Source organism: Gemmatimonadales bacterium (assembly GCA_030697825.1).
Taxonomy (GTDB): domain Bacteria; phylum Gemmatimonadota; class Gemmatimonadetes; order Gemmatimonadales; family JACORV01; genus JACORV01.
The window spans coordinates 18,015-31,226 of the sequence record JAUYOW010000233.1 but is presented as its reverse complement, the minus strand read 5'-3'; the positions used below and the strand labels follow the sequence as shown (position 1 = coordinate 31,226).

14 protein-coding genes are annotated in these 13,212 nt (G+C 68.1%); 5 read left to right on the top strand and 9 right to left on the bottom strand.

Features of this window, described 5'->3' with window-relative positions:
• The first annotated feature begins 176 nt into the window (after positions 1 to 176).
• From Q8Q85_12270 to Q8Q85_12260, 3 genes are all read left to right on the top strand, one after another.
• Complete coding sequence (locus tag Q8Q85_12270) at positions 177 to 2,090, top strand: fumarate reductase/succinate dehydrogenase flavoprotein subunit (GenBank protein MDP3775030.1); 1,914 nt, start codon at positions 177 to 179, stop codon at positions 2,088 to 2,090.
• Positions 2,087 to 2,869: a succinate dehydrogenase/fumarate reductase iron-sulfur subunit gene (locus tag Q8Q85_12265; GenBank protein ID MDP3775029.1), complete on the top strand. Its 783-nt coding sequence runs from the start codon at positions 2,087 to 2,089 to the stop codon at positions 2,867 to 2,869. The genes Q8Q85_12270 and Q8Q85_12265 overlap by 4 nt, the downstream gene beginning before the upstream one ends.
• 67 nt (positions 2,870 to 2,936) lie before the next feature.
• Positions 2,937 to 3,296 (top strand): hypothetical protein, encoded by a 360-nt coding sequence (locus Q8Q85_12260; protein ID MDP3775028.1) that lies wholly within the window; start codon positions 2,937 to 2,939, stop codon positions 3,294 to 3,296.
• Between the two features lie 66 nt (positions 3,297 to 3,362).
• Here the strand turns inward: Q8Q85_12260 and Q8Q85_12255 are convergent, their stop codons facing one another.
• The 5 genes from Q8Q85_12255 to Q8Q85_12235 are packed head-to-tail and all read right to left on the bottom strand — an operon-like array spanning position 3,363 to position 8,494.
• A complete protein-coding gene (locus tag Q8Q85_12255; GenBank protein ID MDP3775027.1) occupies positions 3,363 to 5,606 on the bottom strand; it encodes a right-handed parallel beta-helix repeat-containing protein in 2,244 nt (747 codons plus the stop codon).
• Between the two features lie 33 nt (positions 5,607 to 5,639).
• Complete coding sequence (mdh, locus tag Q8Q85_12250; GenBank protein MDP3775026.1) at positions 5,640 to 6,566, bottom strand: malate dehydrogenase; 927 nt, start codon at positions 6,564 to 6,566, stop codon at positions 5,640 to 5,642.
• Positions 6,563 to 7,069, bottom strand: coding sequence for a tRNA (cytidine(34)-2'-O)-methyltransferase (locus Q8Q85_12245; GenBank protein MDP3775025.1), 507 nt, complete (start codon positions 7,067 to 7,069; stop codon positions 6,563 to 6,565). Before Q8Q85_12245 ends, mdh begins: the two co-directional genes overlap by 4 nt.
• Before the next feature lie 2 nt (positions 7,070 to 7,071).
• A complete protein-coding gene (gene moaA / locus Q8Q85_12240; protein ID MDP3775024.1) occupies positions 7,072 to 8,082 on the bottom strand; it encodes a GTP 3',8-cyclase MoaA in 1,011 nt (336 codons plus the stop codon).
• Positions 8,075 to 8,494, bottom strand: a complete 420-nt coding sequence (locus Q8Q85_12235) for a molybdenum cofactor biosynthesis protein MoaE (GenBank protein MDP3775023.1) — start codon at positions 8,492 to 8,494, stop codon at positions 8,075 to 8,077. Before Q8Q85_12235 ends, moaA begins: the two co-directional genes overlap by 8 nt.
• Before the next feature lie 80 nt (positions 8,495 to 8,574).
• On the opposite strand from Q8Q85_12235, the gene Q8Q85_12230 reads away from it, so the two are divergent.
• Together Q8Q85_12230 and Q8Q85_12225 are read left to right on the top strand one after the other, a co-directional pair.
• Entirely contained in the window at positions 8,575 to 8,841 is a 267-nt protein-coding gene (locus Q8Q85_12230; GenBank protein ID MDP3775022.1) for a ribbon-helix-helix protein, CopG family, read from the top strand.
• A gap of 19 nt (positions 8,842 to 8,860) precedes the next feature.
• On the top strand, positions 8,861 to 9,274 hold the full coding sequence (locus Q8Q85_12225; GenBank protein MDP3775021.1) for a PIN domain-containing protein: 414 nt from the start codon (positions 8,861 to 8,863) through the stop codon (positions 9,272 to 9,274).
• A 173-nt stretch (positions 9,275 to 9,447) separates the two neighbouring features.
• Here the strand turns inward: Q8Q85_12225 and Q8Q85_12220 are convergent, their stop codons facing one another.
• From Q8Q85_12220 to carA, 4 genes are all read right to left on the bottom strand, one after another.
• On the bottom strand, positions 9,448 to 9,726 hold the full coding sequence (locus Q8Q85_12220) for a MoaD/ThiS family protein (GenBank protein MDP3775020.1): 279 nt from the start codon (positions 9,724 to 9,726) through the stop codon (positions 9,448 to 9,450).
• A gap of 22 nt (positions 9,727 to 9,748) precedes the next feature.
• On the bottom strand, positions 9,749 to 11,545 hold the full coding sequence (locus Q8Q85_12215) for a PDZ domain-containing protein (protein ID MDP3775019.1): 1,797 nt from the start codon (positions 11,543 to 11,545) through the stop codon (positions 9,749 to 9,751).
• Between the two features lie 155 nt (positions 11,546 to 11,700).
• Entirely contained in the window at positions 11,701 to 12,018 is a 318-nt protein-coding gene (locus Q8Q85_12210; GenBank protein ID MDP3775018.1) for an HU family DNA-binding protein, read from the bottom strand.
• A gap of 76 nt (positions 12,019 to 12,094) precedes the next feature.
• Positions 12,095 to 13,210, bottom strand: coding sequence for a glutamine-hydrolyzing carbamoyl-phosphate synthase small subunit (carA, locus tag Q8Q85_12205; protein MDP3775017.1), 1,116 nt, complete (start codon positions 13,208 to 13,210; stop codon positions 12,095 to 12,097).
• Positions 13,211 to 13,212: the final 2 nt, after the last annotated feature.

Below are 13,212 nucleotides of genomic sequence, written 5' to 3'. Positions count from 1 at the left end.
CAGATCATGCTCGGCATGCACCTCTCCCACGGGGCCTGGAGCATGTTCCAGTCCCTCGGAATCAACCACCCGCGATACACGCCGGTGCTTAAGTGGCTCGCACGAGGCGGGGCCGCTGCGATCGTGGCCGGGAATATCTCGATCCCCCTCCTGGTCCTGCTGGGCGCGGTGAAATAATGGACCTGAAATCAAACGCGCCGTCCGGACCGATCGAGAAGAAATGGGACAAGGCACGCTTCGATTACAAGCTCGTCAACCCGGCCAATAAGCGCAAGTACACGGTGATCATGGTGGGCACCGGCCTCGCCGGGGCGTCCGCCGCTGCATCGCTCGCTGAGCTCGGATATCGCGTCGAGTCCTTCTGCTTCCAAGATAGCCCACGCCGAGCCCACTCCATCGCCGCCCAAGGCGGCATCAACGCGGCGAAGAATTACGCGAATGACGGCGACAGCGTCTATCGACTCTTCTACGACACCATCAAGGGTGGCGACTATCGCGCCCGCGAGGCCAACGTCTACCGGCTCGCACAAATCAGCGTCAACATCATCGATCAGTGCGCGGCCCAAGGCGTGCCGTTCGCCCGCGAGTACGGGGGAACGCTCGCCAACCGCTCATTCGGCGGCACCCAAGTCCAACGCACATTCTACGCGCGTGGCCAGACCGGCCAGCAGCTCCTCCTCGGCGCGTACCAGGCGCTGGAGCGGCAGATCGGGATGGGCACGGTGCAGATGTACTCGCGCCACGAGATGCTGGAGCTGATCGTCGTCGAGGGGCGCGCGCGCGGCATCGTGGTCCGGGACCTGGTGACGGGCGAGCTGGAGACCCACTTCGCCGACGCGGTCTGCCTCGCCACGGGCGGCTACGGCGCCGTCTTCTACCTCTCGACCAACGCGAAGGGATGCAACGCCACCGCCATCTGGCGGGCGTACCGGAAGGGCGCGGGGTTCGCCAACCCCTGCTACACGCAGATCCATCCCACCTGCATCCCGGTCTCCGGCGACCACCAGTCCAAGCTCACGCTCATGAGCGAGTCGCTGCGCAACGACGGCCGGGTCTGGGTGCCGAAACAGGCGGGAGACATCCGCGCGCCGGGCGCCGTCCCCGAGGCCGAGCGAGACTACTTCCTCGAGCGGATGTACCCCAGCTACGGGAACCTCGCGCCACGGGATATCGCCTCGCGCGCGGCCAAGCGGGTGTGCGACGAGGGCCGGGGCGTAGGCCCCGGGGCGCGCGGCGTCTATCTCGACTTCGCCGACGCGATCGCGCGCCTGGGCGAGGACGCGGTACGGGAGAAGTACGGCAACCTGTTCGAGATGTACGAGCGCATCACCGACGAGAACCCCTACCAGGTCCCGATGCGCATCTACCCCGCCAGCCATTACACCATGGGCGGGCTGTGGGTGGACTACAACCTGATGAGCACCATTCCGGGGCTTTTCGTGCTCGGCGAGGCCAACTTCTCCGACCACGGCTCCAACCGACTGGGCGCCAGCGCTCTGATGCAGGGCCTCGCCGACGGCTACTTCGTCATCCCCTACGCCATGGGCAACTACCTTGCCGGGGTGAAGCCAGGCGTGCCGGCAGCGGATCATCCGGAGGTGAAGGCCACGGTGACCGCGGTAGAGGAGCGGCTCTCGAAGCTGCTGGGGATCAAGGGCCGGCGCACGCCGACGTCGTTCCACCGCGAGCTCGGGAAGATCATGTGGGAGCATTGCGGCATGGCGCGCAACCGGAAGGGGCTCGAGGCCGCGCTCCAGAAGATCCCGGTACTGCGTGATGAGTTCTGGCAGAACCTCAACGTCACGGGGGAGCACTCCGAGCTGAACCAGTCGCTAGAGGTGGCGGGCCGCGTCGCGGACTTCATGGAGCTGGGCGAGTTGATGTGCCGGGACGCCCTGGCGCGGGAGGAGTCGTGCGGCGGCCATTTCCGTGAGGAACACCAGACCGAGGACGGCGAAGCGAAGCGCGACGACGCCCGGTTCTGTCATGCCGCGGTCTGGGAGCACACCGGCGCGGACGCGGCGCCGGTGCGGCACGAGGAGCCGCTCGCCTTCCAGAACGTCCACCTGGCCACCCGGAGCTACCAGTGAACCTGACCCTGCACGTGTGGCGCCAGAAGGACGCACGGAGCCCGGGGCGGTTCATCGACTACCAGGCCACGGACATCAGCCCCGACCTGTCGTTCCTCGAGATGCTCGACGTGGTCAACGAAGGGCTGATCGCGAAGCGCGAGGATCCCATCGCCTTCGACCACGACTGCCGCGAGGGGATCTGCGGCGCGTGCGGCGTGGTCGTAGACGGCACGGCCCACGGGCCCAAGCGCCTGACCACCACGTGCCAGCTCCACCTGCGGAGCTTCAAGGACGGCGACGAGGTCACGCTGGAGCCGTGGCGCGCCGGCGCGTTCCCCGTCATCAAGGACCTCGTCGTGGACCGGAGCGCGTTCGACCGGATCATCTCGGCGGGCGGCTTCATCGCGGCGGCCATCGGTGGCGCGCCGGACGGGAACGCCCTCCCGGTACGGAAGGAGGCTGCGGAGCTGGCGATGGACGCGGCGGCCTGCATCGGGTGCGGCGCCTGCGTGGCCGCCTGCCCCAACGCCTCGGCGTCACTCTTCGTCGCGGCCAAGATCACCCATCTGGGTATGCTGCCGCAGGGCCAGCCGGAGCGGATGGAGCGCGCCCTGAGCATGGTAGCGCAGATGGACGAGGAAGGGTTCGGGAGCTGCACCAACCACGGCGAGTGCGAGGCGGTCTGCCCGAAGGGGATCCCGGTGGCGTTCATCGGGCGCATGAATGCGGACTTCATCAGAGCGAGCGTTGCCAGGGGCCGACGTACGGCGACTGCCGAAGGCTCAGCCGGCGGCTGACGACGAGCGGTGCTCATGAGAGCATTTGTCGCAGGCCAACAAGTCCTTTGAGGTAGGAGCGCGATCCATGAAGCCACTCCCCGTATTCCTCGCTTCCTGGGCACTCGCCGGCCTCGGAGCGGCGGTTGGCTCGATCCTTGGCAACGGGTTCGGCAACGTGGGTCTCTTTGCCGGCGCAATCCTCGGTGGCGTGCTCGCCATCGTTGGCACGGTCATGTTGCTCACCAAACTGCGCTGGCTGCCACAGGGCGCACGTTCAGGCGCCATCGCCGGCGGTATCGTCGGGTTCCTCCTCGCCGCGCCGATCGCCGTCGGCAACCTGCACACACCGATCATGCCGGTCCTGAGCTGTGGCCTCGTCGGCGCTGGGGTTCTTCTCGGCGCGGGGGTGGTGAGCGGCGGCACCCGCAGTTCCCGAGCGGGGTGAGCAACCGGCAACATGGGGAACACTTTCCCCCGCACGCTCCGGCGGGTGACGCAGACGGCGTAACCGTCAGCGCGGTCCGGCCGAGCCGGGCGAACGCTGGGTCCCCCGCACTATGTCGAGCCGGAGCTCCGTCCAGCCATCCGCCTGGTAGTACTGCACCCGCAGCTCGTGCCGTCCGCCGCTGAGTGGCGCTTCGTCCACCGCTGACTCGTGAGGCGCCCAGTGGTCGATGGCCAGCACGCCGTCCACCCACACCCGCACCGCGTCGTCGCTGATGGTGCGCAGCGCGTACAAGCCGGGCGCGAGCGTCACCGTCCCCGTCGCCTCCAGTGCGAACCGTTCCCGCGGCAGCCCGGCGATGGTCGGACGGTACCACTCGTAGTCCAGCCGAGGCTCGTGCCGGGTGAGCAGCGGCGTCGAGCCGAGCAGCGCGGCGAACGCCCCGGGCCGGCTGCGGGGATCGGTGCTGTCGCTCCAGGCGAAGAACCGGACGGTCCAGTCGATCGAAGGCTCGAAGCGTACGAACGAGAACCGGTACGGCCGGCCGGCGTCCCGCCGCTCGCCACGCGGTGACACTGTGGGTCCGCCACGATACTCGAGCGTGAGTTCCCAGTCGCCCGCGGAGTCCGGCGCGGGCGTCACGCCCACCGTGTCTCCGACCTGTCCCGACGTGCCGGACAGTGCGCCCATTCCGCGGCGTCCGACCACGCGCCAGCGGCCGGGAGGTCCGAGCACGCGCAGCCGGAGGGGTACGGCGCGCGTGCTGTCCAAGGGCCAGAGCTTGGGCGAACGCCAGTCGTACGGTCCCCACTCGTCCACCACGATCGAAGAACGGTCGCGCCGTGGCAGCGGGGGTGAAGGGATCTCGGCTCTGCCGTGCGGCGGCCGGGGGGCGAGCCGCGCGTACTCGGCGGGCACCCGTGCCGCGACGCGCGCCTCGCCCTCACTGATCGCGGCGTTCCCCGTCATCGCGAAGCCCGACGTATCGCTCGCCACCGTCACCGAGTCCACCGCCCACCGGAGATTGCCCGAAAGGAGGACGCCGGCAGTGTTCGCGGCGCGCACGCCGACCCGGTTGGCCAGGAAGACGTTGTGCGAGACGCGATGGTCGCGGCTGCGCGTGTCGCGGTGCCTGGGATAGCCCCAATCGGAAGGCTCGATGGGGTTGGCCCACAGGCTGATCGCGGTGGTATCACCGTCGAACCGGTTCGCGACGATCGCGTTGTCCTGGCCATGCTCGATCGCGATGCCGACGCGATTGTTCGCGAAGCGATTGCCGGCGAACGTCGACTCGAAGCTGTAGCCGCCCCACACCCCGTAGTCGTTCCCCTCGACCAGGTTGGCGACGAACCTGTTGCGGCTGAACGTGGCCTCGATGCCGTTGGCGGGCGCGAAGCTGAAGTCGTTCCCGTAGAAAAGATTGTCGTTGGCGCCGCCGGTACCGCTGTCCATCGTGCTCTGCCCGGCCCAGAGGAAGAGCCCGTCGCCGCCATGGGTGACGGCGTTGTACGCTACCACGTTGCGGCAGCTCTGCTCGTAGAGCAGGAGCCCCGCTGAGTCCTGGCCGCGGCGGTAGAAGCCGTGGCTGTACCCTCGCACGTCGTACTGCACGAGGTTGCGCATGAGGGTGTTGTCCCTCGAGCGGTACAGCCCGATGCCCAGGCCGGAGTTGAACGAGAAGACGTTGTCGAGGACCCGGACGCTGTCGGTGCGCACCATCAGCAGGCCGTTCATCCCCTGCTCTGCCCGGTTCCCGCGGATGGTGCCGCCCAGGACGCCGTCCAGATAGATGGCGGCGCCATACCGGAGCCACTCGCCATTCTCGTTGTGATGGAACGACAGCCAGTCAGCCAGGCTTTCGTGCTCGACGACGCTGAACAGGCGCGGCTTCCAGTTGTAGCTCAGGTCGCTGTCGACCAGCTCGAGCCCCCGGGTATCGCGCGCGAGGATGCCGATCTTGTAGCCGCGGATTCGGGCGTGGAGGATGCGCACGTTGCGCCCGCCGTCGATGCGGATGGCGACACCGACCGCGGCGTTGGGATCTGCCTGCGGGTCCGTCCCCTCCATCGCGGCGCCGGAGAAGTCCACGGTGATGCCGTCGCCGCGGACGACTATCACCGCGGAATCGGCCGAGGCGGGGGCCGGAAGGCGGTAGGTCCTCGGCGCGACCCTTGCCGAACGCGTGATGACGAGGCCGGGACGCAGCACGATCGCGGCCGGACCGCGTACTTGCGCGGAAGCGCCTGCGACGGGGACCAGCAGCGCCGCGAGCGCGCCGCGGATGACGCCCACCCTCAACGCCTTTTTCACCTCACCTTCAACGCTCTTTTCCTTTCAACGTCTCTACAGCTTCACCTGCGCGATCGTCTCCTGCACCGCCTTGGCCGACTTGCCGAGCGCCACCTTCTCGTTGCTCGTCAGCTCCACCTCGAGTATCTGCTCGAGCCCACGCGCGCCGATCTTGCACGGCACGCCCAGGAAGATGTTCTGGTAGCCGTATTCCCCCTGGAGCCACGCGGCGCACGGCAGGATCCGCTTCTTGTCCTTCACGATCGCTTCGGCCATCTGCACCGCCCCCGACGACGGCGCGTAGTACGCCGAGCCGGTCTTGAGGAACGCCACGATCTCGGCGCCGCCGTTGCGAGTACGGTCCACGATCTTGTCCAGCTGGTCCTGCTTCATCAGCTGGGTGACCGGGATCCCCGACACGGTCGTGTATGAGATGAGGGGCACCATCGTGTCCCCGTGACCTCCCAGCACCATGGCCTGGATGTCCTCGACGCTGACGTCGAGTGCCTCGGCCAGGAAGGAGCGGTAGCGCGCGGTGTCCAGGACCCCCGCCATGCCGATCACCCGCTCGCGCGGCGCGCCCAGCACCTCCTTCATCACGTAGCACATCGTGTCGAGCGGATTGCTCACCACGATGACGATCGCGTCAGGCGCGCACTTCCTGATCTCCTGCGCCACCGACTTCACGATGGTAACGTTGGTGTTCAGCAGGTCCTCTCGGCTCATCCCCGGCTTCCGCGCTATTCCCGCCGTGACGACGAACAACTCCGAGCCCGCCGCCTCACCGTACCCGTTCGAGCCGATCACCCGCGAGTCGAACCCTTCGATGGGCGCCGACTCCCACTGGTCGAGGCCCTTGCCCTGCGGTATGCCCTCGACGATGTCCACCAGGACGATGGTGCGGGCCAGCTCCTTCTCGGCCAGCCGCTGTGCGGTCGTGGCGCCGACGTTGCCCGCGCCCACCACGGTGATCTTGTTCAAGGTTTCGCTCCCGCCCGCGGGCGATGATAGGTTGGAAACTCAGAGCTCTTCCCGTAGTCCAGCTGCTTCAGCACGTCGTAGAGAACGATCCCCACGGCCGTCGCCAGGTTGAGGCTCCTCACTGGGCCGGTCATCGGGATCCGGTACACCCTGTCGGGGTACTTTTCGCGGATCCGGTCGGGCATCCCGCTGGCCTCGTTCCCGAACACCAGGCACGAGCCGTCGGGGATGTCCGCGTCCCAGAGGAGCTGCCCCGCGCGCGCTGAAAAGTACCAGCATCGGTCCCGCGCGAAAGCCTCGCGGAAGTGCCGCCACGTCGGATGGACCCAGAGGTCTACCTCATCCCAGAAGTGCACGCTTGCGCGGGTCAGCTCGGCGTCATCCAGCGAGAAGGCGACCGGCTCGATGAGATGCAGCGACGACTCAGTCGCCGCGCACAGGCGGGCGATGTTGCCCGTGTTGGGCGGGATCTGCGGTTCGATGAGCGCGACGTGGAGCGTCAGCGCTACCCTCCGACCTGCGACAGCGCCTCGAGGCCGCCAGCATCCATCTGGAGGAGGTGATGCTCCGGCGGCTTCTCGGCCAGCGCGCGCGTGAACAGGGGCAGCAGCGGATCGCCGCGCCGCAACGGGTCGCGGAAGTTCACTTCGTGCGTGCCGAACAGACAGGTGCGAAGCCGGCCGTCGGCCGTGAGGCGGACCCGGTTGCAGCTGCCGCAATAGGTGTGGGTCATCGGGGTGATGACGCCGATGGTGCCGGAAGACCCGGGCCCCCGATAGTAGGAGGCCGGGCCGTTGCCGATGGGCAAGTCATCCGGAACGTCGAGGCCGCCCAGTGCCGCTTCGACCCGCTCCAGAACCTCGCTGCTCGGCACCACGTGCTCCCAGGTGAGTGTGGCCATGTCGCCCACCGGCATCAGCTCGATGAAGCGCACGTGCCAGGGATGGTCCAGCGTGAGCCGGGCGAAGTCCTCCACCTCGTCGTCGTTGATGCCGCGCATGACGACCACGTTGACCTTGACCGGATCGAGTCCCGCGCGCTCGGCGGCGGTGAGCGCCGCGACGGGATCGAGACCGAGGTCGCGCCGGGCGATGGCCACGATGCGGTCGTGACGCAGGCTGTCCGCCGACATGTTCACCCGGTCCAGGCCGGCCGCGGCGTATTCCGCCGCCTTCTTCACGAGCTTCACGCCGTTCGTTGAAAGCGCGACGTCCTCGATGCCGGGGATGCCCTTGAGGTAGCGGATGAGGATCTCGAGGTCCGGCCGGATGGTCGGCTCGCCGCCGGTGATCCGGAGCCGCCGCACGCCCGTGGGCGCGAGCTGCCGCACGATCTCGGCGATCTCCTCGTACGAGAGGATCTCGGCCTTGGGCAGCCACACCAGGCCGTCCTCCGGCATGCAGTAGAGGCAGCGGAAGTTGCAGCGGTCGGTGACGCTGATCCGCAGGTAGTTGATGCGGCGGCCCTGAGCGTCCGGCAGGCCCACGTTCACGACCGGCAGCGGTGCGCTAGACATGCATCGGCTCCACCCACCGCGTAGGGCCGGCCGCGAACCTCTCTTTCTTCCAGATCGGCACGCGCTTCTTGGTCTCCTCGATCACGTGGCGGCAAGCGTCGAACGCCTCGACGCGATGGGGTGACGAAGCGGCGATCGCGATGCTCGCCTCCCCGGCCGGGATGTAACCAAGACGATGCCTCAGCGCGACGCGTGCCATCGGCCAGCGGTCCCTGCATTCGGTGATGATGCGATAGAACTCCGCCTCGGCCATCTCAGGGTACGCCGAGTACTCGATGCCTTCAATGTCGCCGTCTTCGGGCGAGTTCCGGACGGTGCCGAGGAACAGCGCCGTGCCGCCGCACCCCTCCGATGACACCTCCGCAATCAGGCGGGCGGCGTCCAGGGGCTGGTCGGTGAGATAACCCGGCATGGGTGAAATACTTAGTCGCAACGCACGGCGACGGCAAGACCGGCTTGACCCAGCAGTGCGTTAGCACTACAATGCACTGCATGGACGACCAGCTCACTTTCCGAATCCCGCCCGAGCTGGCGCGGCTCCTCAACCGCCGCGCCCGCGATCGAGGCGTGCCTCGTGCCCTGGTGGTGCGCGAGGCGCTCGCCGGCTACCTGGCCGAGGCCCCGCCGGCCGACCCGCCGGCGTCCGCCCGGTCCTGGGACCAGGTCGAGCGCTTCGTGGGCGCGGTCAAGCTCGATCCGGCCAAGCTCGAGGCCGACGCGCTGGCCCGCCGCGTCCGCGACCACAACTGGCGCGCCTAGCCTGACCTCCCGGCGCGACGTGCTGCTCGACACCGGGCCGCTCGTCGCCTGTCTCGATGCGCGCGACCAATGGCACACGGCGTGTGTCGAGGCCTGGCCCGAAGTGCTCGATCGCTGCGTGACCACCGAGGCCGTCGTCACCGAGGCCAGCCACTTCGTGGGCCGGGGAGGCGGGCCCGCAGTGCTGGCGCTGGAGTTCCTGCTGGCCGCTCGCATCCCCATCGTTCCGCTGGATCCTCCCGCGCACCGACAGGCGTCCCACCTCATGCGCCGCTACGCCCGGGTCCCGATGGACTATGCCGACGCCACGCTCGTGGTTCTTGGGGACGCGCTCGACGCGCCGCGGGTGTTCACGCTGGACCGGCGGGGCTTTCGCGCCTACCGGGGGGCGCGCGGGCTGGCCCTCGAGATCGTGCCGGTTGCCCTCACGTAGTCGCAGCTCCGGTTGACGAACACGTGACACCAGGCCGCACGCAATCCGCAACGGACGCTCCGGCGGCGCCGAGTTCGGCCCGGGGGGTCCGAGAACGCCACCGTGATGCGGGCCCGGCGGCGACGCAGCGGCCGCGCGCCACTCTCCCGGATCGGCCCCGCGGCCCCTTCCCCTCAACCCCCCGCTACCGGGGGGATCAGCGCTACCTCGTCCCCGTCCGACAGCGGCGTCTCCGGCTTCGCGTAACGCTGGTTCACCGCCACCAGCGGGCTCGGCGGGAGCCGCACGGCGGCAGGGTCGGCGCGGATCGCCGCGACGCAATCGCAGACGCACGCGCCGGTGGCCAACTCGAGGCTCGTCTCATCCCGCCCGAACGCCTCGGCATACGAAGCAAAGAAGCGAACCCGCACTCTCACTTCATTCCCCTCACTCCCCTCTATCACCTCAATCACCTCATCACCTCTATCACCACTATTACCTTCCCACGATCCCCGCCAACACGGCCGCCGCCGCCGGACTCGCATTCGGGTCCCGCGCTACCGAATACGTCCTCGTCGTCCTGACCCTCACCACGCCGCGCCGAGTCACCTGCTGGCCTTCACGCCGATACACCACTTCGATCGGCTGACCCTCGCTGTTCTGATAGCGGGCGCGGAACTGCGCCCCGAACGTCTCCGGGTTGCGCGTCGCCACCTCGCCGAGCCGGAGCAGCACGTCCCCCGGCTGGAGGCCGACGGCCTCCGCCAGCGAGCCCGGCGTCACCTCCACCACCGCGATGCCACCATCCTGCCCGCCGCCGGCCCCGACCCCGACGAACGGTGACTTGGTCTCCCGCACTCTGACCGCGATGCCGCCCCTCGGCAGGACCGCCTGATAAGGCAGCGGCTCCCGCCCGTTGATGTAGCGCGCGTAGAAGTCGTCCACGCCACGATACCACTGACGGATCAGGCCGAGGAGGTCCTGGGTCGTGAAACCGCGACCGCGCTGGTAGAAGTCCGTGTATAGCGACCGCATGACGTCGTCGAGACTGTGCTGGTTGTTGGTGGCCTCGCGGATCTGGACGTCGAGCATGAGCCCGAGCAGCGAGCCCTTGGGGTAGTAGTACTGCGCCTCGTCCACGAACGTGGGATGGATCCAGGTGTTGAGGCTGGCGTCCTCGGCCGCGACGATCTCATTGGCGTTCTCGATCTGCCGGATGTTGTCGTTGACGCTCGTGACGAAACGATCCACGCTGAACAGTCCGCCCCGTGCCAGCGACACGTCGCTGTAGTAGTCGGTCACTCCCTCGGACCACCATAGCAGCGGAGTGAACTGCTCTCGCGAGTACTCGTACGGCCACATCTCGGCGGGGCGGATTCGTTTCACGTTCCAGAGGTGGAAGAACTCGTGCGACAGGAGCGGCCTGGCGAAGTCGCCCAGACGGCCGGTCCGGCGGTTCGGCGCGAAGGCGCCGCCGGCGTAGGCGTCGAACTGGGAGTCGTGGTGCTCCAGGCCGCCCGCCCACTGCATCTCCACGAAAGGGGCGAAGAGGAGCACCGTGTACCCGTCGTACGGCGGCCCGCCGAAGATCCGGTTCTGGGCGGTCGCGATGCGGCGGATCGCGTCGCTCACGCTGTCCCACACCGCCGGCGTCAGCACCGAGTCGGGGTAGACGGCGAACCGTATCGGCCGGCCGTCCACGATCACGCTGTCCATCGCGAGCCGGCCCATCAGGAAGGGCGAGTCCACCAGGTCGTGGTAGCTATCGGCCCGGTACCGGCCCGGCGCGCCCGCCGAGGCCATCGCCGTGGCCACGCGCCACCCGTCCGGGGCCCGGACCTCCAGCTCGGCCGGGGCGTTCAGGTCGCCGCCCTCGGCGTACGGCAGCAGGTTGGTCCCGTTGAAGAACGCGAAGTCGTCGCCGATCGCGCTGAACTCGAGCATGACCGAGTCGGGGTTGGTGCGGAACTCGACCACGACCTGCCGGGCGCCGTTCGTGACGATGCGCCAGGTGTCCTTGTCGGCCTTGTCCCAGACGAGCGGTCGGCCGTCGGGCGTCGTGGCGCTGAAGCCGTGGACGTAGCGCGCGTAGTTGTCGATATCGTACGCGCCCGGCGACCACGCCGGCAGCGAGATGAGGAAGGTGTCGCGTCCCGCTGGAACCGGCAGCTCCGCGCGCACCACGAACGTGTGCGCCGGCTGGTTCACCGTCACCCGATAGCTCGGCTCCTGCGCCCACGCCACGCCGGGCAGCACCGCCGCCAGCACGAGACTACGGAACGTAGTGATCATCGCACATCGTACTTCAAGAACCGCGCGAACGCCATGAGCAGCCCCACCGTTTCCCAGAGAGCCATGCTGAACCCCGCGGAGGGGAAAAAAGTTCGGCGCCCCGCACCGAGACGCCGAACATTATCAACATTCCCACCGGGCGGCCCGGTCATTGGTCATGGATTCGAGGCCATCTCCTCGCGCTCGGCCACCATCGCACGCAACTCCTTGCTGGGCTTGAAGACAGGGACCGGGCGGGCGGCAACTTCAACCGGATCGCCGGTGCGCGGGTTGCGCGCCATGCGGGTCTTCCGACTGCGGATCTTGAAGGTGCCGAAGCCGCGAATCTCGATGTTCTTCTGCTCCGCGAGCGCATCTTTCACTGCGTCGAGGAAGCTATCTACAACGCGGGCACAGTCTTTCTTGCTGATCATGGGCCCGGCCGTCCGCGCGATCTGCGCGGTCACCTTCTCGACAAGGTCGGCCTTGGTCATCAGCGCCTCCAGCGTCCGCTGCGTGGTCCGTCTCAACTGGACGGGAGGGCTAATCTGGAAGCTACCTCGTTGACTGTCAAGGGGTTGGGGTCATCAGCCTCACAAAATCAGCGAAGTGCGGCCGGGCGTCGTGGGGTCCTGGGCTCGCCTCCGGGTGGTACTGGACCGCGAAAATGGGCAATTCCCGGTGCCTGACTCCTTCTACGGTGCCATCATTGAGGTTACGGTGCGTTACCTCCAGTGCCGAGGCTCCGGGCACCCCAGAGCCTTCCTCTTCCCCACTCACGGCGAACCCGTGGTTCTGGGAGGTTATCAACACCCGCCCCCCCTCCAGCTCGCGGACCGGATGGTTCCCGCCCCGGTGGCCATAGGGGAGCTTCACGGTGCGCCCGCCAAAAGCCAAACCGAGGATCTGGTGGCCCAGGCAGATGCCGAAGATGGGCGTGCCCGACGCTGCGATATCACGGATGATGGGCGGTGCGTAGGTTACGGCCGCCGGGTCACCGGGACCGTTGGAGAGGAAGACGCCGTCGGGTTTCCGCTCGAGCGCCTTGCCTGCGGGCGTGTCGGCGGGCACGACGATCACTTGGCAACCGGCAGAGACCAGCAGCCGCACGATGTTCCGCTTCATTCCGTAGTCGTACGCGACGACCTTGAAGCGCGCCTCGTCAGGGCCGACGGTCTCCCATGCCTTGCAGGTGACCGTGGACGCGAGGTCGAGGCCTTCCATGCTCGGCGAGGCCATGAGGATCTGCCGCGCCTCATCCGAAGGCGCGTCGCCGCAGGCCATGACGCCGCGCATCGCACCCTTCTCGCGGATGTGACGGGTGAGGCGGCGCGTATCCACTTCGCTCACCACGGGGATCCCGCGGCCGTGGAGCCAGTCATCGAGCGCCCCGGTGGACCGCCACGACGAGGCCAGCCGCGACATCTCGCGGACCACGACGCCGGCCACCATCGGGCGGTCCGACTCGACGTCCTGGGCGTTGGTGCCGCAGTTGCCGATCATCGGCGCAGTCATCACGACGATCTGGCCGGCGAACGAGGGGTCGGTGAAGACCTCCTGGTACCCGCTCAGGTTCGTGGTGAAGACGACTTCCGCGGGCGTGACTGAAAACGGGGCGGTCGTCGCGCCCCGATACCAGGTGTCGTCTTCGAGGAGGATGTAGGCCGGCTGGAGCTGGTCGCTCACGG